The following is a 19,946-nucleotide window of genomic DNA, read 5'->3' on the forward strand; positions in this document are numbered from 1 at the left end:
CGCTGGCGCTAAGGGGCTAATTTCTCTGGCGGTGTTCCCACACTGCTGGAGGGAGCCCCAAGCGCCAGCGCCGGGAGCAACTCACCAATAACGCTCCCAAGCCGCTAGCCCCCGCCGCGCCATGTCCCAAGCGATCGTCGACCCCATCGAGCTGCGTCGCTTCGCCAACAATCTCCGCCGCTTCAATGGCGAGCTGGAAGAGCGAATGACGTCGCTCGGGGCGCAGCTGCACGCTCTGGGGACGAGCTGGCGCGACCAAGAGCACAAGAAGTTCGTCGAGGACTTCGAGCAACAAGCCAAGGCGATCAAACGCTATATCGAAGTGACGAACGAGCACGCCCCGTTCCTGATCCGCAAGGCGGAGCGGATCGAAGAGTATCTGCAGCAGCGCTGACGCTTGAGGGACGAGGCGTTTGAGGAACGGGGGACGAGGGAGATTGCGGCATCTTCTCCTTGTAGCTCAGCTTCCTGTTCGCCCTCGTCCCCCGTCCCTAAACCCTCGTCCCTCCCCCTCCCATGCCCGCCCAGGTCCGGTCGTTCGACGCGATCCAACTCGTCCGTGACGAGCTGGTGAAGTTCGGCCAGAAGTCGACCGACGGGATCGAAGAGCTCGCCGCGGAGATCCGCCGCGTTATCGATTGGGTCGAGCATGACCGGCCCGCCTACTGGAAGCTGCGGGTCCGCAAGGCGCACGACGCGGTGACCGAGGCGAAGGCGAATCTGCACCGCTGTTTGATGTACCCCATCAACGACGAACAGCCCTCGTGCGCCGAGGAACGGGCCGCCCTCAAGAAGGCCGAGGCGAACCTCGTCCACTGCCGGGAGAAGCAAGAGCGGGTCCGCGGTTGGGCCCGCACGCTCCGGCACGAGTTGCACGAGTACGAAGGCCGCATCGCCAAATTGCGGACCCTGGTGGAGCTCGACACGCCGCGGGCGGTGGCGCTGCTGGATCGGACGATTCTGTCGCTCGAGAAGTACGTGAGCGGCTCGATGGCGGCGTCCGCCCCGCGCGAGGCCGATGGCCCCGCCGCCGAAGAGACGCCGCCCGAGACCGAAGGGGAGACGCCATGAAGCCGTGTGACCTCGACACCGGGTCGGCCCGGCTCGTCCGGGGGCTGAAGGACCTGCACCGCGTTTGGGGCGAGGCCTCCGACGAGTGGAACGACTCTGTCTCGGAAGCGGTTTTCAAGGAACACATTGAACCGATGGCGCCGATTGTAAAGTCGGCCCTCGACGCGGTGGGCCGGATGCGCGGGTTGCTCCAGGAAGCTCAACGCGACCTGGAAGGTTGAATCGGGCCTTTGCTGGTAGAGTGGAAGAGGCCCCGAACCCGACGCCACACCGACCCGACCCGTCCCGCAGGACCGCCCCTTGTCGCAGCTCTCGACCCACCGCCAGATCGAGCTGATGGAGGCGCTGCGCCGCGCCGCCTCCGAGCGGCACGCCGAGGAGCAGCGGATCTCGCAGACCCGAACCCGCGCCCTCAAGGAGGCCGCCAATCGCCGCGCCAAACGGCGCCGCGACGTCAGCGAAGCGGGGCAGGCCGAACGCGAGGGGATCGACTCCGGCGCCGAAGGCCGGCGGGCGATGCTGGTCGCCTCTTACGAGGCCGAACGCAGCCGCACCCAGGAAGAGTACAAAGCGCGTCGGCTCAAGGCCGAGGCCGACCTAACGAAAACACGCAAGGAAGCGGAGCGGGAACAGAAAGAAGGGAGCTGGGAGATCCTCACGCTCTACGACGCGGCGCGGAAGAAGCCGCCCGAGAAGTTCAAAGGTCTGCGGAAGCGGCTCACAAAGCTCCGCGGCGACCTCGACTTGATCGCGTCGGAGGCGATCGAGATCGCGCGCTCGCGCGGGATCGGCTCGGCCGATCACCAGCTCGCCGGCGCGCCGGCCGAGCCCGAATTGACCGGTTCCGGCGACGTGAAGCCCGACGCCGACGACACGGCGTGCGACGGCGCCGAGGCCGACGCGGTGGCGGCGATCGATGCGGCGCGCGAGGCGGCCCAATCGCTCTACGATCAGACGCTGCCTCGGCTGTTGAAAGGCGTTATCCCCGGCGGCGCCTTCGCCGCGGTGCTCGCGATCGTTCTGCCGTTGACGGGGACCACGCTCGGCTGGGACGACTGGCGGGGGTACGTGTTCGGCGTCGTCGCGGGGGCGATCGCCGCCGTCGCTTCCTACGTGACGCTCAGTCCCAAAGCCAAGAAGCAAACCGCCGAGGGCTTCGCTGCCGCCAAGGCGTCGCTGGCCGACGCCGAGCAAAAACTGCTCGCCACGCACACGCTCGGCGCGCAGCGCGCCAAACGACAGTTGATCGAGCTGCGCGAGCGCCGCGACGCCGACCAAAAAGCGCTCGCCGAACGGGTTCAGCAGAGGATCGACGAGGCCGTCGCCAAGAACGAAGCCGAGCTTTCCGAGATCAGCCAGTACTTCCCCGCCAAGCTCGCGGGGATGCGTGACCGCCAGGAGGCTTCGCTCGCCGACCTGGGCCAAGAGAACAACGCGAGCGTCACGGACCTGACCAAACGCCGCGACGACCAGATCGCCCGCATCGAGGCCGATTACGCCGCCGATGTGAAGACGATCGAAGCCGAGGCCGAGTCGGATTGGCAGGCGATGTTCGAGCGCTGGCTCACCGGCTACGACGACGTCCGCGCCGAGCTCCGCGACATGCGCGCCGAGTGCCAACGGCTTTTCCCCGACTTCGCAACGACCGACTATCCTGCGAAGGGGCCAGCGAAGGGGCCCGCGAAGGGGAAGGCCGAGGGGGACAGCGCCGACTGGCGACCGCCGACCGAGCCGCCCGCAGCGATCGCCTTTGGGAAGACGTATTTCGACCTCGCCGAGATCGAGAAGGGCTTGTCGGACGACGCCCGGCTGCGGCCGCCCGAGACACGGCTCGAGGCGCCGGCCTTGATGAACTTCGCCGAGCATCCAACGCTGTTGCTCACCGCCGCGGGCGAAGGCCGTAAGCGGAGCGTCGAGCTGCTCCGCGCGATGATGCTCCGCCTCCTGACGGCGATGCCGCCGGGCAAGGTGCGGTTCACGATCCTCGACCCGGTCGGCCTGGGAGACAACTTCCAGGCGTTCATGCACCTGGCCGACGCCGACGAGCAGCTGATCGCCGGCCGCATCTGGAGCCAGACTCGCGACATCGAGGAACAGCTCGGCCGACTCACCAACCACATGGAGACGGTGCTCCAGAAGTACCTGCGGAGCGAGTACGAGTCGATCCATGAGTACAACGCGCAAGCGGGCGAGGTGGCCGAGCCGTTCCAGGTCGTCATCGCGGCCGGCTTCCCGAACAACTTCAGCGAGCTGGCCGGCCGGCGGCTGGTGAGCCTCGTCACGGGCGGTCCGCGTTGTGGCGTCTACACGCTGCTCGGAGTCGACACGGCGGTACGATTGCCGACCGACTTCCGTCTCGACGAGATCAAAGAGAACGCCGCGTGGCTCGACTGGGACGACGCCGCCGAACGCTTCGCGTGGCGACGACCGGCTTTGGAGCACCTGCCGATAGAGCTCGCGACCGAGCCGCCGATCGAGCGAGAGATCGAGGTTATCAAGCGCGCCGGCCAAGCGGCCAAGGACGCGGTCCGTGTCGAAGTCCCCTTCAGCGTTGTCGAGCCACCGCCGGGCGAGATGTGGAAGGAGCATTGCGGCGACGAGTTGCGGATCCCTGTCGGCCGGGCGGGCGCCAAGAACTTGCAAGAAGTGCGGCTCGGCAAAGGGACCTCGCAGCACCTATTGGTGGCGGGCAAGACCGGCTCGGGTAAGTCGACGTTCCTCCACGCGCTGGTCACCAGCGCCGCGATGCACTTCGGGCCCGACGAGGTCGAGTTCTATCTCGTCGACTTCAAGAAGGGCGTCGAGTTCAAGTCGTACGCCACCCACCGCCTGCCCCACGCCCGCGTCATCGCGATCGAGAGCGAACGGGAATTCGGACTGAGCGTGCTGGAGCGGCTCGACGATGAGCTGCGTGTCCGCGGCGAGAAGTTCCGCGACGCGGGCGTCCAGAACCTGGCCGATTATCGTTCGAAACGTCCCGGCGAACGGGTGCCGCGGGTGCTGCTGATCGTCGACGAGTTCCAGGAGCTGTTCGTCGAGGACGACCGGCTTGCGCAGGAATCCTCGCTGCTGATGGACCGCTTGGTGCGGCAAGGCCGGGCGTTCGGCATGCACGTGGTGCTCGGCACACAGACGCTCGCCGGCGCCTACTCGATCGCCCGCAGCACGCTCGGCCAGATCGCGATCCGCGTCGCCTTGGAGTGCAGCGAGGCGGACGCCCACCTGATCCTCAGCGACGAACGGAACACGGCGGCCCGCTTCCTCAGTCGCCCTGGGGAAGCAATCTACAACGCCCAGAACGGGTTGATCTCCGCCAACGAGCCTTTCCAAGTCGTCTGGCTCCCCGACCGCGAGCGCTCGGGCAAGCTCGACCAGATCGACGAGCATCGACACCGGCTCGAACTGCCCCGGCCCGAGACGATCGTCTTCGAGGGGAACGCTCCGGCCGACCCGCTGAAGAATCTACCGCTCGGTGAGTTGCTCGCCGGCGCGGCGCCGCCGGTGAAGGTCGGGCGCCCGCCGCAGGCCTGGATCGGCGCCGCGGTCGCCATCAAGCCGCCGACGTCGGTCGCCTTCGGTCGCCATCCGGGATCGAACCTGCTGTGCGTCGGCCCCCACGAGCCGGCGGCGTTGGGGATGTTCACAACGGCCGTGGTGTCGCTCGCCGCGGCCGACCCCGCCGCGCGGTTCATCGTGCTCGACGGGACGCGTCCCGGCGAAGAGGCCGAGGGGGTGTGGGATCGAGTCGCCGACGCCCTGCCGAACGACGTGCGGGTGATCGATCAAGCCGGCTTGATCGCCGTGATGAACGAGCTGGCCGAAGAACTCGCCGCTCGTGAGACGCAACTGAGCGACGCCCCGGCGACGACCGCCCCGCCGCTCTACGTGGTGCTGCACAACGCGGGCCGCTTCCGCGAGCTCCGCAAGCGAGAGGACGACTTCAGCTTCGGCGCGTCGGACGAACCCAAGAAGCCTGATGCGGTGCTCGCCGACCTCGTCAAGAACGGCCCGGCGATCGGGATGCACACGCTGGTGTGGTGCGATTCGTACAACAGCACCCAGCGGCTGCTCGATCGCCAGATGCTGCGCGAGTTCGCGCTGCGGGTCGTGCTGCAGATGTCGGCGGCCGACTCGTCGCACCTGATCGACAGCCCGGCGGCGAGCGACCTCCAGATGCACCGGGCCCTGTTCTACAACGACGAGACCGGCCAAGCCGAGAAGTTCCGCCCGTACGGCGCCCCGACCGACGAGTGGTTGGAGCGGGTGAAGGAGGCGGCGACGCAGCGGGCGTGAAAGGTTTCAGCTGAGTAGGGTGCGATGGAATCGCACCGTCTAGGTTTGCAGCAGAGGGCTACGCCGAATGGTGACTCGTACCGCGACCCAACTAGCGATGGCGAGCGTGGTCCTATGGCTACTGGTTAACGTGCCGTTGCTTGACTTTGCGCTCGGTGGAATGCTACTCGCGTTCATACCAGAAGCGATGGGGAGGGGCATCGATATTGCGCTCGACCCAGTAGTTAGCGCGCAGGCCGGCATGCTAGATCGCATTTACGGCCACCCCTTCATGGGAATTCACTCGTCGGGCCGTTTCTGCAGTTCATCGCACTTCAAGCTGTGTTGATTGGTGGAGTGGTCTTTGCAATCTCTTGCGGAATGAACGCGTGCTTTAAAAGAATTGGGAATCGCAGCGCATAGAGTGCGATATCGCGTCGCCGCATTACTCCCGAAGCTACACCCGGCAGGGTCTGTGCCAAGGGCAATTCGTCGTCCCCGACGATTTCAACGACCCGCTTCCCGAAGAGATTCATCGGGAGTTCAATGGCGATGTGTTCCCGGGACCGTGAGCGGCGATTGGCGGCGCGTCACGTACTTAGCCCCCGGTCAATGACCGGGGGCTAAGTGGTATCGGTGCTAAGTCGCGTCGGCGGGCCGGGGCCGCATCTCGTTGTTACGTTCCGCGGCTTTTTCGGTGAGCGTCGTCAGCACTGACGGCGACCACTCGCTAAAGCTCTCGTAGCCGTAGGCCGAGTCTTTGCCGATGCCGCCCATCTCGGGGAGCAGGCGGTTGGCGAGCGCGAGGGCGTCGCGCGTCAGGCCGGGGAAGAGACTTTGCAGGGGGACCCCGATGTTCAGTGGGGTGCGGAGGAGGACCTCGCCGTCGCCGTAGCGGCAGGCGTCGATGGTTTGGCGGGCGGCCGTGCGGGCGTCCATCGACGCGATCGGCAGCGAGTCGCCGATGCTGAACCAGGCGTACTCCTTGCGGTGCTGCCCCTTGAAGGTCGCGTTGCGAGGGCTGCCGGTGCGCATCAGGCTGGGGCAGACCGTCGAGACCAGGATGCCGTCCTTCGCGAGCTCGGCCCGCAAGCCATTCGACAGCCCGACGGCGGCGAACTTGCTAGCGGCGTACGGGAGCATGTGCGGCACGGCGCGCTTGCCGCCGATCGAAGCGATGTTGACGATCCGCCCAAACCGCCGCTCACGCATGCCCGGCAGCACGGCGAGCGTCGTGTGCAGGATGCCCCAGCAGTTGATGTCCATCGACTTGCGAAAGTCCTCCTCCGTCATCGCGTCGAGCGGGCCGACTTCGATGATCCCCGCGACGTTGAACAAGAGGTCGATGGGACCAAGCTTCGTCTCCGCCTGACGGACGGCGTCATTCACTCGCTGACGATTACTGACGTCGCAGACGAAATACTCGGCGACGCCGCCACGGCTTTCGAGATCGGCCTTCGCGCTCTGGAGATCGGCTTCGGTACGGGCAAGCAGCGCGACGCGGACGCCCTCGTCAACGAGTTCACGCGCCAGTACGAGGCCCAGCCCCCGTGAACCGCCGGTGACGATTGCGGTCCGACCCGCCATGTCGATGCGACGGCTGCGTCGCACGAGTGCTCGCGCGGCGATCACCGTGGCGGCTCCGAGACCAGCCGCCGCGAGGATAGTCTTTGTTGTCGCGTTCATTTTGGAGTCGTCGCGTTGCCTGAGGTGAAGCCCGAGTGACGGACTCGGCCAACCCCGTGTCGATGCAAACGCTATACCTTCATGAACAATCGTGGCGCTATCCGCGGCTAGCGCCTCACAGGCCTGGCGCCTGGCTCGCCGCGGCTTGTTTGCCGTACTGGCGTCGCAAATAGGTGCGCTTCACCAGCCGTTGACCCGGCGCCGGAGCGGCGGCATCGGGCTGAAGAGGTCGATGGTCAGCCTGTAGGATGGGAGGTTCCGCCGGCGATCAGGCGTGGCGATCGCCACGCTCTCAACCGGCGGGTTCACCCATCATGATTGGCGCCGCGCGAAGGTGGGTGAGCCGGTCGGCGGCGACGCCTCGCGGCCGGGGGGCCGAATCTTGCCGGCAGAACCACCCACTCAACCGACGACGGACGCTTTCGCCATGAGCCCACCGACTCGCTTGCTGCTATTGACGGCCTTGCTTAGCGCCTCCACGGCGACGCGAGCGGAGGTTGTGCCTTCGGCCAATTATCGCAACCACGTTGCGGTGGAGGGCCGCACGGCGCAGGGGACCGAGGGCGCTCTCCGTATCGCGTATCCCGGCGTGACGCTTCGTCTACGCATTGACGGACCGAAGCTCGTCCTGCACTGCCGGGCGTCGAGTGACGACGTCTACCTCGACGTGGCGATTGACGGCGGTGAGTACGAGCGGCAACGCCTCTCGAAGGGTGAGAACGAGTTGGTGCTGTTCGATGGCGAGGCGGGGGAGCACAACATCGAAGTCGTCAAACGGACCGAGAGTTGGCAGGGGGAGTTGGTCGTCGATTCGTTCGACGCCGGAGACGGCCGTTTCCTCGATCCGCCGCCACGATCCGACCGACGGTTGTTGTTCATTGGAGATTCAATCACCTGTGGTGCGGGCGCCGACGTGCGGCCCGAAGACCCGCCGCAGGGGGCGCAGAACTCCAGCGGACGACACGCGTTTGGTTGGCTCTTAGCGCGTCGGCTCGGCGCCCAGGCGCATCTTGTCAGCTACGGCGGGCGGGGGATCGTCCGGACTTGGGAGGGCAAGCGCTGGCCCGAAGAAATCAACGCCCCCCAGCTCTATGGCCGGGCGCTGCCCGACGACGCCACGTCGGCGTGGGACGCCGCGCGCTATGTCCCCGACGCGGTCGGCGTTTGCCTGGGGACCAACGACTTCAACCTCGGCATCCCCGACGAGGAGGAGTTTGTCACTGCTTACCAGAACCTGCTCCGCCGGGTTCGCGCCGACGCCCCGCAGGCTCGGGCTTTTGTGCTCGACTCACCGATGTATGGACCCGGCGAGAAGGGGGACGCCATGCGGCGCTACTTAGATCGGGTCGTCGCGGGTCTCGACGACGATCGAATCGAGCGGGTCTCTCTCCAGTGGCGGCGTGGCCGGCCGGTGGACCCCCACCCGGTTGCGAATGAGCACGTCTTGATCGCCGACGAGATCGAGCCGGTGTTGCGCCGTCGGTTGGGCTGGTAAACGATTAGCGGCGCAGCGTGTTGTTAGGCCCCGGTGGCGCCTCGGCCACCTCGGTGGGGCTCTCGGCCGGCTCCGCCGGGGGCGTCTCGCTGGGCGTCGTTTCGCCCGACCGTTCGCGGCGGCGTTGCACCAAGCCCGCTAGCCGCGTCGCGAGTTGCGGGTCTTCGGCCCGGGCTTCGAGGATTTTGCGGAGCGTCGGGTGATCGTTCATGAGGCCGTTGACCAGCCGCGCCATTTCACGCCCTTCGTGGTCGGGCGTGTTCATCCAGTGCAGGGGGTGGCTGTGCAAGAACAGCTGGTAGCACAGCTCGTTGAGGTCCGTGTCGCTCAGGTCGTGCGTCATCTCCACCAGACTCTCAGTCGTGCGGTTCGGGCTGTAGCCGTTCGACTTGTAGGCGACGAAGAGCTCCCACATGAGGGCGCGCTCGGGGTAGCTGTGCTCGCGCGCCGCGGCGGCGTAACGGGCCAGGGCGGCGGCCTCGGTCGTGAGCCGTTCGATCGGGTAGGGGGACGAGATGATCAGCTCGCCGTAGTGATCGACCAGGTCGAGGGCGGTGTCTTTGTGGGTCGCCATGACGTCGCCCAGCAGCGTCTCAAACTTCTCGATCGCTGACTCGCGGTCGGTGCGGACCAAGACATCGACAACGACGTTGACCGCTTCTAAAAAACGTGGCTGCCCGCGGATCGTCGGAACATCGGCGAGCGCGGCGATGGCGTCCATCGCATGGCCGAGCGACTTCTCGGCGATCTTGCCGTCGGCCGCGTTGGTGGCGACCCCCTCGGAGTGGGCGATCAGCTCTTGGTAGAGTTTGTAGTTCTGCAGCTCGGCCCGGACGGCGCCGACCTCGTTATCGACTCGCTCGGCGATCGACGCGGCGACCGACTGTTGGAACTCGTCGTGGCGTTGGACGAACTCCAGGGTCAGGGCCTCGGTGACCTCCTCGCGGACGCGGACCTCGGAGACCTCAATCTCGTTCTGGACGAACATCTTGATCGCCCCGACGATGGCGCCGATCCCGAAGAACGTCAGCACCGACAACAGAGCCGCCATCCGCCGGTTGCGGCGTTCTTCGCGAACCAACAGCTCGGCGTTCGTTGCGCCTGAGGCCTTCTCGACGAGATAGTCGATCAGCTCGCGTCCCTGAAGGATGTGGCGCGTCGAGTTGTCGTGGTCCATGGCGGCGGCCCGGGAGTTTTCGGTTTTCCGCCGGGAGGCTAGCGGCAACGCGGCGCCCAGGCCAAGAGCGCTGCCGTAGCGGGCGCCGCTAGCGACGCAATCGACCGCAGCCGATCGCCAAGGTGGCAAGCAACCAAGCGGCCGCGGGCTCGGGGACCGATGCCGCGCCCCCGCCGAGCGTCTCGCCGTAGTGGGCCTGCCAGAGGGAGTAGTCGGCGGCTGTCACCTGGCCGTCGCCCGTGTGGTCGGCGCCGCTGTACGGCGAGACACTCGAACCACTCTCGTCGCGCCACAACGTGTAGTCGCCGGCGTCGACGACGCCGTCGGCGTTGAAATCGCCCAACAGCGCCGGTATCAAGTCGGTCGCCGCCAGGTCGAGCCGGTAGAACTGCACGACCTGCTCGGCGGTCGTCACCGGCCCCCGGACGCGGGCGTAGTAAGTCCCCGGCTGGGTCAACGCGAAGTCGGTGATCGACTCGACGACGCCCGCCGGATTGCTGGCCGAGTCGGCGAGCAGCGTCACGCCGTCGCTGGCGAACAGGGCGAGTGACAGGTCGCTGGTCGTCAACGTGTTGAAGGGCGTCCCGCCCTGGTTGTAACTGGCCCCGCGGGGGGTCAGCGACAGGTCGAGACTCACCGGCGTGTTCACCGTGAAGGAGAAGAAATCGAGGTCGCTCTCGTTGCTGATGCTGACGAAGTCGGTCTCGTTGGGGCCGATCGCCGAGCCGCTACCCGACGTGCCGATCGCCAACATCGAGCCGGCTTGCAATGCCCCGAGCGGCGTGGCGAGAGCGGCCGTCTCGTTGCGGCCGGCTGGAGCCTTCTCGAAAACGTCGCCATAGAGCCAGTGGATGCCGCGGAGGTCGTCGTGCTGGGGGCCGTCGAACGAGGTGTCGATCGACGCTTCTAGCAAGAAGTTGGCGTCACCGCTGGACGAGTGGTCGAGGCCGAGGCCGTGCCCCGCTTCGTGCATGATCACGTTGCGGAGCCCGCGGTAGTTGTTGCTCGAATCGGCGAGCAGGCCGGCAAGGTCGTCGGTGTCGATCGCCATGTCGCCGCCGTCGGTGGCGAAATAGTTGTAGGCGAGCGTGCCGCCGATGCCGTCCATCCCGATCCCGCCGATCCGTACGTCGCCGCGGATATTCGTGAGTCCGACTCCCGCGCCGTGGGTCAACGTGCTGTCATGCGACTCGTAGGTGTAAGTGACTCCGGACAACGCGCTCCACCGATCGAACGCCTGCTGGAAGTAGGTGAACCAAGGGCGCTGCGTCAGGTCCGAACCACCGGGTCCGGCGCCGAAGGTGGCGTCGAACGTCGCGATAAAGTCGCTGGGAGCGGTGTTGGCGGTGTTCTCGGGCCGCCGGACCAGCGTGCCATCGGGGACGAAACTCCAGGTCAGCCGGACCGGGTCGCCCGACTGGCCGGTGGTGCCGGCGGCGGTGAGCTGCCAACGCGAGGCGTCGTCGGTGCCGCCCGCCGGGACGAAACCGTATGCGGACGTCGATCCGGCAATCGCCAGGGCGACGGCGGCTAGCCGTAGGGGGCGGACGAATTGGCGGTCGGTGCGGTGCAAGCGGGTCGTTCCAGTTGGCGCCAGACGCCACGGCGGGCGTCAAAGCCCCATTTTCGCAAACGCGGGCCTCGGCGTCGTGGGTAATTTGTGCCGGCGGGGCCGACAGGGGTGAGTTCGTCCACGAAGCCCCCGATTTATCCCTCCAATCGGCGCGGGCGGGCCGCTCGACAGGCGGGGCCGCCCCCCTAGAATGGGCGTTCCCCAGGCGGGCTCGCACAACGAGCCAGCCTGTTAGGTCCGTTTTCTCCCCGCCTCTAGCCCCCGCCCGCAGCCTCTTATGAGCACAATCGTCGACATCCACGCCCGCCAGATCCTCGACAGCCGCGGGAATCCGACCGTCGAGTGCGACGTGACGCTCTCCGACGGCTCGCAGGGCACCGCGGCCGTCCCCTCGGGCGCCAGCACCGGCGCCCACGAAGCCAACGAGCTCCGTGACGGCGACAAGTCGGTCTACCTCGGCAAGGGCGTCCTCAAGGCGGTCGATAACGTCAACGAGGTCCTCGCCGACGAGCTGATCGGCCTGGACGGTCTCGACCAGGTCGGCCTCGATCACCGGATGCTCGAGATCGACGGCACCGCCAACAAGTCGAAGCTCGGCGCCAACGCCATCCTCAGCGTGTCGCTCGCCACGGCCCGCGCCGCGGCCAACTACTGCGACCTGCCGCTGTTCCGCTACCTGGGCGGCTCGAACGCCCGGCTGCTGCCCGCGCCGATGATGAACATCCTCAACGGCGGTGAGCACGCCGACAACTCGGTCGACATCCAAGAGTTCATGGTGATGCCGCTCGGCTTCGACAACTTCAGCGAAGCGCTCCGCTGTGGCGCCGAGATTTTTCATCACCTGAAGAAGGTTCTCAGCGACAAGGGCTTGTCGACCAGTGTTGGTGACGAGGGGGGCTTCGCTCCGAACCTGGGCGCCAACGCCGAGGCGTTCGACATTATCCTCACCGCCATCGAGAAGGCCGGTTATAAGCCGGGTGAACAGGTCTGGTTCGCCATGGACTGCGCCGCCACCGAGTTCTTCGACACGAAGAAGGGCGTCTACACGATCGACGGCAAGGAGCTCGACCCGGCCGGCATGGTCGACTTGCTCAGCTCGTGGGTCGACAAGCACCCGATCTGCTCGATCGAAGACGGCTGCAGCGAAGACGACTGGGAGGGCTGGAAGCTCCTTTCCGACAAGATCGGCGACAAGTGCCAGCTGGTCGGCGACGACCTGTTCGTCACCAACGTCGAGCGGCTGCAGCGCGGCATCGACGAGGGGATCGGAAACAGCATCCTCATCAAGGTCAACCAGATCGGCACGCTGACCGAGACGATCGACGCGATCAACCTGGCCCACGACAACGGCTACACGTCGATCTCGTCGCACCGCTCGGGCGAGACCGAGGACAGCACGATCGCCGACCTCGCCGTGGCGATGGCGACCGGCCAGATCAAGACCGGCTCGGCGAGCCGCAGCGACCGGATGGCGAAGTACAACCAGCTGCTGCGGATCGAAGAGCAACTCGGCGGCAGCGCCCTGTACGGCGGGCCGAAGTTCGTGGCTCGGATCAACAAGTAACCGCGGCGACGCGGAGAAACGCTAAGAAACGCGAAGGGCGGGCCGGCAGATTGTCGGCCCGCCTTTTTTGCTTTCTCGGTATTGTAACGTCAGCTAGTATATTTAACTCACATGCAAGGCGACTAAAGTACGCAACTCCTAGGCAGTTCTGTAGGTCGTGTGTATGTGAAGATACAAGAAAATACTTGATCGGAATCCACACGTTCCGATAGGCTGAGCACGCTTCGATTGCTGCCGTGTTTGATTCTCTCGCCGTGTGGCGCACTCCACCGGAGACGCTCCACTTGTCTTCATCCACGCGAAATCATGGCCGACAAGACGATCGATGTTAGCAAGCAGTTCGAACAACTGAGCCGCCGGATTGAGAAGCTCGAGCAATCCGTAAGGAGTGGACCCGGGGCTTACGGCGACACCAAGCCGTCCAGGGCCGCGTCCACAGGAGACATGGGGCTCGGAAGTTGCTCGCTGCCGAAGGTTCCCGAGCGGATCTTTTCCTCGGAGGTCTCGTCCTACCGGGAAGGGCTCCTACGCTACATGGGCAAGAAGTGGGTGAACGGCACCAAGCTACATTACTACTTCTTTGAGGACGGTCACGATCAGGGTGACCCGAGTAATCTGGACCTCGTGCGGGAGGGTTTCGCCGCTTGGGAAGACGTTGGGATCGGCATCCGCTTCGAGGAGGTCGACAACATCGACGAGGCCGAGGTCCGCATCGGGTTTCGGCGCGGCGACGGGGCGTGGTCGTACGTCGGGCGGGACGTGATCGACATCCCCGGCCAGCACGAACGCACGATGAACTTCGGTTGGGATCTACGCCAAGACCCGCGTGGCGGCGGTGTCGACACGCCAATCCACGAGATCGGCCACACGCTGGGCTTCCCCCACGAGCATCAAAATCCGTTCTCGGGGATCGTTTGGGACGAAGAAGCCGTGTACCGCGAGTTCGGCATGCCGCCCAACCGATGGAGCCGCGAACAGACGTTCCACAACGTGCTCCGCAAGCTGGACCAAGCCGAAGTCGAGGGGTCCAACTGGGACCCGAATTCGATCATGCACTACAGCTTCGGCGCGGGCTTGATCGTCGAACCCGCTCAGTTTCGGAACGGGCTCAACCCCACTGACGGGCTCACTGAAACCGACAAAGAGGAAGTCCGGAAGTTCTACCCGCCGCTCGACAAACGCCGTTACAAGAAGCTCCAGCCTTTCGAATTGGAGCGACTGCCACTCACGCCGGGAGAGCAGCGGGACTTCTACATCGAGCCCGAGAAGACCGACGACTTCACTATCCAAACCTTCGGTCGTTCCGACAGCGTGATGGTGCTTTTTGAGGAGATCGACGGCGAGGATGTGTTCCTCGCCGGAGACGACGACAGCGGCGAGTCGACCAACGCCAAGATCAGCGTTCGACTGATCAAGGGACGGCGATACATCCTGCGGATCCGTCTCTACCTCAATTGGGCCAGCGGCGAGACAGCGGTGATGTTGTGGTCCTGATTAAACGCTGGTCCGCTCGTACGTCATTTTTCCGGTGTTGACTCCACATCGAAGTCGTACGACCAGTCGTCGAAGTAGAGGTTCCGCCCGTCGATCTCGATCTCGCCGCGCTGGAAGTCGGTGGGTTCGCTGCGGAGGCTGGTCTTCGGCGGGATGAGCGGCCGTCCGTAGTCGAGGTTCACGATCAGGCGGTACGGGTCCATGCGGCCGCAGAAGAAGTCGCGGACCTTGGGGTCGTCCGACTTTTGTAGGCCGTAGGACGCATCGACGGGGAGCCTGCCCCAGGGCTCGACATAGAACTCGGCCCAGTCGTGCATGTTTTCTTCGCCGGGCTTGGTGCCGAAGCCCGACTGCCACCGCGCCGGCACGCCGACCGTGCGGCACAGCGTGACGAACGAGATGTTCTGCACGCCGCAATCGCCGCAACGCATCGTGAGCCCCTTGAGCGACAGGCTCGGCACCGCGCCATACTCCATCTCGCCGATCCAGGTGATGTTCTTCGACACCCAGGTGAAGAGCCGCAGCGCCTTGCGCAGCGGGTTGGTCTCGTCGCCAACGATCTCGGCGGCGAGCTCGCGGACGTCGGACGTGAGGGCGATGTGCGGCAGCCGTTCGGCGGTGAACTCGCGGTAAAAATCGCTGTCGGTGTCGTAGGGCTTCACGTCGGCGGGATCGAGGTCGGGGCAGTAGGCCGCCGTGACGAACTCGAACTCGACGGTGAACTTCGGCGGCTTCGCGTCGTCACCGATCGTCTCTTCGAAGTAGACGGTGCGGTGTGGCGAGCCGTTCGGCGAAACCTTCTTCACTTCGGGCGTGCTGCTGAGGAGCCGCACCTGCGACTGCTGTCGATATTCTTGCGGGAAGGGGAGCCAAGCGCGGACCTTGGCGCCGGGGACGACGCGATCACACGACTCCATCACGGTGAGCGCGTAGGTCACGTGGTGTCGCACCGGACAAACCTCGACCGCGCCGGTGCGCTCGCTTGCCGCGTAGACCTCTCGGATGAGCGCGAGCAGATCGAACTTCTTCGGCGTGGTTTCGGCGCGTTCGGCCGCGGCGGCGTCGCGACGGCGTTTCGCGTCGGCGTTCAGTCGAGGCAGGTTGTTCGCCGCACGGCGGAAGTAACGCACCTCGCCGTCGATGACGCGGTGCTGTAGATCGTCCGCCGCGGTCCAAGCTTGGATGTCTGCCTGCGTGACGTCGGGGAGGCTTTCGCGGAGCTGATCGAGCAGTTCGGCTTCCGTCAGCGAGTACTCACGCCGCGTCCGCCGGAGGAACTCGAGCTGGGCGGCCGGTCCATCGACGATGGGCGCCTGTGGGTCGGCGACTTGCCCCCGTAGGTACGCCTCGGCCGGAGCGTAATCGCCTTGCCGGATCCAACGGTCGAGTTCGTCGGCAGGCTCCCCGGCGGCCACGGACGGGGTCACCATCGCCAGGACGCCTAGCCCCAAGGCGGTACACAGATTTCGATCGAGCACAGCGAGGGTCCGAAGGCGAGGCGGTTCGAGGTAGCGGCGCGGGAATCGCCCGCGCCGCTACATCCTAAACCAACTCAATCGCTCGAAAGCGCACTCAAACCCGCTCCTCTGCGCGCTCGTGAACGATCGCTATCGCCTATCTTCCGCAAAGAGGTCCGCTAGATTCGGCCCATCAAGACGAGAACAAGGACAATCACCAGAACCAAGCCGAGGCCGCCACTCGGTCCGTAGCCCCAGTTGCGGGCGTGGGGCCATGCCGGGGCGACGCCGAGGACGAGCATCAGCAGGACGATGAGCAGAATAAGACCGATTGGTGACATAGTGTTGCGCTTAGGGGGTGGCGGACGGAGAAATAGCTTTGGTTCGGCCCTTATCCGAGCGTGACCTTGGCGTTCACGTCCTCGGGGATCTCAGGTTGCTCACCCTTCCAATAGGCCTGCCCGGCGCGGATGGCGTAGCTCAGGCCTTGGAGCCAGCTATTATCCCAGTACTGGCCGTGTGACGCTTTGACGTGCAGGAGGGCCAAGTTGGGATCGTCTTGGCCGTCCGGGAACCAGACCTTCCAGCTCTCGTTCCACAGCTCGGCGATCTTGGGTTTATTTTTGACCAGCTCCGCCGCACCATTGAGCGTCAGATGACGTCCCGAATCCTGGAAAGTGACGAGCACCTGCGGGTGGGCGGCGAGATCGTCGACCTTTTCGGACTTGATCGAGGTGCAGAACCAGACGTCGGCGTCGGACTCGATCGAGGCGATGTTCATCGGCCGGCCGGTCATGAGTCCGTCTGGCCCTTGGGTGACGAGCATGCCGGTTGTGAAGCTCTCGAGCAGGTCTTGGAATCGTTCGCGGGGTTCTTTGGACATGGCGTCTCCTGGGGTTTGGATTGGTTCCAGAGGGATGCAAACCTCGGGCCAAAGCCCCCACCGCGGGTGGTCCTAGGAACCGACGGGGCTTACTTTTGTAGGCGCTTCGTTCCGTAGACGTCCCACCGCTTCTGCCCGCCGCTCGATAGAGGCCCGACCCCTTAATGCCGCGTATCACCGAAGACTGGCTAGCCGTGCTGGTCGGCGCTGTCTTGCTGACCGGGTCGGTCCTGGCCGTCGTGGCGGTGGGTGGCGAGTCCAACCCGCTCAAGCCTTGGCTCGCGACGCCAACCGAATGGACCGTGTCGCCCGTCGCGGCGTTCGACGGCCGTTCGCTCGGCGTCCTTGGCGCGGCGGTGACGTTGCTCGCAACGTTCGGCGCCGCCGTTCGTTTTATCGACGGAACGTCGTCGGCCCGATTCGCCAACGCTTTCGCAGCGGTCTTCGCGTTGGCTTTGGTCGCGTACCTGTGCCAAGAGCGGGAACTGTTCAAGTACTGGGGACTCGCCTACCCGCTCTGGGCCATCGTGCTCGGCCTCACGATTTCGAACACGATTGGCGTCGCCGCCTGGCTGCGGCCGGCCGTGCGAACCGAGCTCTACATGAAGGTTGGTCTCGTACTGCTGGGCGCCGAGGTGCTGCTTGGCAAACTGCTTGCTCTTGGCGCGCCGGGGATCGCGGTCGCCTGGATCGTGACACCGGTCGTGCTCATCTCGACGTTTTGGTTCGGCCAACGCGTGCTGCGCATGGAGTCCCCTTCGCTCAACATGGTGGTGTCGGCCGACATGTCGGTTTGCGGCGTGTCGGCGGCGATCGCCACGGCGGCCGCCTGTCGGGCGAAGAAGGAAGAGTTGTCGCTGGCGATCGGCTTATCGATGGCGTTTACGGTCGTGATGATGTTGGTGATGCCCCCGGCGATCCGCGCGATGGGGCTCCCCCCCGCGGTCGGCGGCGCGTGGATCGGCGGGACGATCGACTCGACCGGCGCGGTGGGCGCCGCCGGCGCGTTGCTCTCAGGCGATGGCGACGACACCGCGCTCGTAACCGCCACCACGATCAAGATGATCCAGAACGTGCTGATCGGCGTGGTCGCCTTCGCGGTGGCGACCTACTGGGTCACCGCGATCGACCCCAAGGCGAGCCCCCAACGCGAGTCGGGGGAGGGCGCCACGGAGAACTCCCCCGACTCGCGTCGGGGGCTCGCCGGCGCGCTGGCCGAGATCTGGTTGCGGATGCCGAAGTTCATCCTGGGGTTCCTCGGCGCTTCGATTGTCTTCTCACTCCTCAGCGAACTGCACCCGCAAGGCGAGGCGATCGTCGGCGCGACGATCTCCGGCGCCACCAAGACGCTCCGCGGCTGGTGCTTCGCGCTGGCGTTCGCGTCGATCGGGCTCGAGACCAACTTCCGCCAACTCGCCGGGCCGCTGCGCAGCGGCAAACCGTTGGTGCTCTACGCCTGTGGGCAATCGCTCAATCTAGTGCTGACCCTGGCGATGGCGTGGCTGATGTTCGGCGTGCTCTATCCGCCGGCGGTGAGCGAAGCGCCAGTTGCCACCGCTGACGAGTCGCAGCCGACGCTCGCCGAGGCGGGCGTCGATCCGTCGGCGATGTTCTGGACCGACCACCCGCGGGCGTTCGAGCCCTCGGACAGGGCGCCGTAGATTCTGAAGCCAATCGGTGCTTTGGGACGCCTTTTGCTGTACCGAGTGGTGGCGCCCAGCCGATCGAGACGGGTAAGCAGAGTTCGCCGGGGGGCGTGTCCTGTCTTGGTGAGTCTCGTCAATGTTTTGCCGCCTGCTCGGTGTCGCGCTGGCCTCTGCTTGCGTCGCAAGTGACGCTAGCGCCGGTCTTCAGAGTGCAATCGCTACCGCAATCTCGGGCCTTCAGGCCCAGGAGACGACCCTCACCCTGGCGCCGCAATACCCGCGTCTGCCCTACTTCTGGGACCTCGGGCCCGTCCCCGAAGGGACGCTCTTCGTCGATCCCGTCCACTCGACCTACAGCGAAGCTGTCTACGTCGATGGCCCCCAGCTGACGTACGACCCCAGCACGGGCGCCGCGTCGCTGCTCGCCCCGCCGATGCTCGGGCCGGCCGACGAATTTGGCATCCGGAGCTATCACTCGCCTAGCAGGGTCACGTTGCTGTTCGGTGAATCGCGAGTCGCTAGCCCCGGGCTGCCTCACCTGACGTCTTACTCGAGGCAATCCTTCATCGGACTCACGGCGGGAACGTCCTTTACGGCGACCGACTACGGCCCCGCCGGCTTCGAGCTTGCCGTCGGCGGTGCTCACGTTGCAGCAGAGGTCCAAACGATCTCTGGCTTCGGAGGCTTTCAGCTCGACTTTGACCAATGGCTCCAACCCGGTTTGGACGCCTCGCTGTTCGCTGTGCCCGAACGGCCTGCGCCCCAACCGGGCGAACTCGTTCTGATGTCGATTTCGATCGGCGCGCCGCTGCCCGTTGTTGGCGCGATCGTTGAGTACGGCTACACGTTGGGCCTCTCGTCCCTCTACTTGGGGCAGGAAACCGTCCTGGCAAAGGTAGTTGTCGTTCCCGAGCCCGCAGCAGCCGCGGCTTGCTTGATGACGCTGCTCTTTGCCGGTGTGTCGCGTCGCCGTCGCTAAGCGTCGCCGTCGCTTGGCCTCGAAACGAAAAAAGCCCGGCGACACACTTGCGGTGCGTCGCCGGGCTTGGCGTTTTCGTAGAGCGGTAAGCCGCGGCTCAGTAGCAACCCCAGTATCAGTAGCAACCCCAGTAGCTGGTGACGACCGGCAGGCAGTGGGTGTAGCAGCTCACCACGGGGCGGTAGCAGTACAGCGGGCGGTAGCAGGCGTAGCTGTAGTTGTTGTAGCAGTGGCCGTAGTTGTAAGAGCGGTAGCCGCCCCAGTGGTTCCAGCCACGGCTGTGGTGCCCGCCGAAGCGGCGGAAGCAGGTCTCGATGGCGTCGGTCTCTTCGCCAGCGTCTTGGGCCATCTGATCGACGTCGAGGCCACCCAGGTCGAGCTCTTCGAGCTCGGCGCCGGCGTCATTGATCGAAGCGACGTCCATCCCGGCTGAGAGGTCGTCCATCAGGTCGCCGGCGAAGGCCGAACCGGACAGCACGAGGACCGAAGCGAAAGCGAGCGTGAGGGTCTTGAGCGACATCGGAAAGTCTCCAGCGGCAGGTGATGGGGGAAGGCCGGGGTCGAGTCTGCCGTGTCTCGCCGCAGCCGGTTGGTCTCGTCTCTACAAGGCCAAGCGGCGGCTGGTGGGGGGTGTTACGGATTTCTTTCC

16 protein-coding genes are annotated in these 19,946 nt (G+C 65.6%); 9 read left to right on the forward strand and 7 right to left on the reverse strand.

Annotation, left to right across the window (positions count from 1 at the left end; translation table 11 throughout):
• Positions 1–121 precede the first annotated feature (121 nt).
• The 4 genes from Pla108_RS17685 to Pla108_RS17700 all read left to right on the forward strand — a co-directional run bounded on the left by Pla108_RS17685 (position 122) and on the right by Pla108_RS17700 (position 5,364).
• Positions 122–394, forward strand: a complete 273-nt coding sequence (locus tag Pla108_RS17685) for a WXG100 family type VII secretion target (protein WP_146446308.1) — start codon at positions 122–124, stop codon at positions 392–394.
• Positions 395–516: 122 nt separating this feature from the next.
• A complete protein-coding gene (locus Pla108_RS17690; protein ID WP_146446309.1) occupies positions 517–1,071 on the forward strand; it encodes a hypothetical protein in 555 nt (184 codons plus the stop codon).
• Positions 1,068–1,292, forward strand: coding sequence for a hypothetical protein (locus tag Pla108_RS17695; RefSeq protein WP_146446310.1), 225 nt, complete (start codon positions 1,068–1,070; stop codon positions 1,290–1,292). Before Pla108_RS17690 ends, Pla108_RS17695 begins: the two co-directional genes overlap by 4 nt.
• A gap of 79 nt (positions 1,293–1,371) precedes the next feature.
• Positions 1,372–5,364, forward strand: a complete 3,993-nt coding sequence (locus tag Pla108_RS17700) for an FtsK/SpoIIIE domain-containing protein (RefSeq protein ID WP_146446311.1) — start codon at positions 1,372–1,374, stop codon at positions 5,362–5,364.
• 618 nt (positions 5,365–5,982) lie between these two features.
• On the opposite strand, the gene Pla108_RS17705 is transcribed toward Pla108_RS17700, so the two are convergent.
• Positions 5,983–7,029, reverse strand: coding sequence for an SDR family NAD(P)-dependent oxidoreductase (locus tag Pla108_RS17705; protein WP_146446312.1), 1,047 nt, complete (start codon positions 7,027–7,029; stop codon positions 5,983–5,985).
• 427 nt (positions 7,030–7,456) lie between these two features.
• Here Pla108_RS17705 and Pla108_RS17710 point away from each other — a divergent pair, with 427 nt between their 5' ends.
• Positions 7,457–8,524, forward strand: coding sequence for a GDSL-type esterase/lipase family protein (locus tag Pla108_RS17710; protein ID WP_146446313.1), 1,068 nt, complete (start codon positions 7,457–7,459; stop codon positions 8,522–8,524).
• 4 nt (positions 8,525–8,528) lie between these two features.
• On the opposite strand, the gene Pla108_RS17715 is transcribed toward Pla108_RS17710, so the two are convergent.
• Together Pla108_RS17715 and Pla108_RS17720 are read right to left on the reverse strand one after the other, a co-directional pair.
• Positions 8,529–9,830: a hypothetical protein gene (locus tag Pla108_RS17715; protein WP_197526674.1), complete on the reverse strand. Its 1,302-nt coding sequence runs from the start codon at positions 9,828–9,830 to the stop codon at positions 8,529–8,531.
• Positions 9,790–11,274, reverse strand: coding sequence for a matrixin family metalloprotease (locus Pla108_RS17720; protein ID WP_146446315.1), 1,485 nt, complete (start codon positions 11,272–11,274; stop codon positions 9,790–9,792). The genes Pla108_RS17715 and Pla108_RS17720 overlap by 41 nt, the downstream gene beginning before the upstream one ends.
• Before the next feature lie 277 nt (positions 11,275–11,551).
• Between Pla108_RS17720 and eno the strand changes: the two genes are divergently transcribed.
• Together eno and Pla108_RS17730 are read left to right on the forward strand one after the other, a co-directional pair.
• Entirely contained in the window at positions 11,552–12,838 is a 1,287-nt protein-coding gene (gene eno, locus Pla108_RS17725; protein ID WP_146446316.1) for a phosphopyruvate hydratase, read from the forward strand.
• 306 nt (positions 12,839–13,144) lie between these two features.
• A complete protein-coding gene (locus Pla108_RS17730) occupies positions 13,145–14,332 on the forward strand; it encodes a M12 family metallopeptidase (protein WP_146446317.1) in 1,188 nt (395 codons plus the stop codon).
• A 23-nt stretch (positions 14,333–14,355) separates the two neighbouring features.
• Here the strand turns inward: Pla108_RS17730 and Pla108_RS17735 are convergent, their stop codons facing one another.
• The 3 genes from Pla108_RS17735 to Pla108_RS17745 all read right to left on the reverse strand — a co-directional run bounded on the left by Pla108_RS17735 (position 14,356) and on the right by Pla108_RS17745 (position 16,672).
• A complete protein-coding gene (locus Pla108_RS17735) occupies positions 14,356–15,762 on the reverse strand; it encodes a transglutaminase-like domain-containing protein (RefSeq protein WP_197526675.1) in 1,407 nt (468 codons plus the stop codon).
• 206 nt (positions 15,763–15,968) lie between these two features.
• Complete coding sequence (locus Pla108_RS17740; RefSeq protein ID WP_146446319.1) at positions 15,969–16,130, reverse strand: DUF3309 family protein; 162 nt, start codon at positions 16,128–16,130, stop codon at positions 15,969–15,971.
• 50 nt (positions 16,131–16,180) lie between these two features.
• Entirely contained in the window at positions 16,181–16,672 is a 492-nt protein-coding gene (locus tag Pla108_RS17745) for a pyridoxamine 5'-phosphate oxidase family protein (RefSeq protein ID WP_146446320.1), read from the reverse strand.
• 164 nt (positions 16,673–16,836) lie between these two features.
• Here Pla108_RS17745 and Pla108_RS17750 point away from each other — a divergent pair, with 164 nt between their 5' ends.
• Together Pla108_RS17750 and Pla108_RS17755 are read left to right on the forward strand one after the other, a co-directional pair.
• Positions 16,837–18,333: a YeiH family protein gene (locus Pla108_RS17750; protein ID WP_146446321.1), complete on the forward strand. Its 1,497-nt coding sequence runs from the start codon at positions 16,837–16,839 to the stop codon at positions 18,331–18,333.
• A 121-nt stretch (positions 18,334–18,454) separates the two neighbouring features.
• Positions 18,455–19,297, forward strand: coding sequence for a hypothetical protein (locus Pla108_RS17755; protein WP_146446322.1), 843 nt, complete (start codon positions 18,455–18,457; stop codon positions 19,295–19,297).
• Positions 19,298–19,412: 115 nt separating this feature from the next.
• Here Pla108_RS17755 and Pla108_RS17760 read toward each other — a convergent pair whose 3' ends face one another.
• The gene (locus Pla108_RS17760) at positions 19,413–19,817 is read right to left on the reverse strand and encodes a hypothetical protein (RefSeq protein WP_146446323.1); all 405 of its coding nucleotides are present in this window, start codon (positions 19,815–19,817) and stop codon (positions 19,413–19,415) included.
• Positions 19,818–19,946 lie beyond the last annotated feature (129 nt).

Origin of the sequence: Botrimarina colliarenosi, assembly GCF_007859955.1 — a bacterium.
In the GTDB taxonomy this organism is placed as follows: domain Bacteria; phylum Planctomycetota; class Planctomycetia; order Pirellulales; family Lacipirellulaceae; genus Botrimarina; species Botrimarina colliarenosi.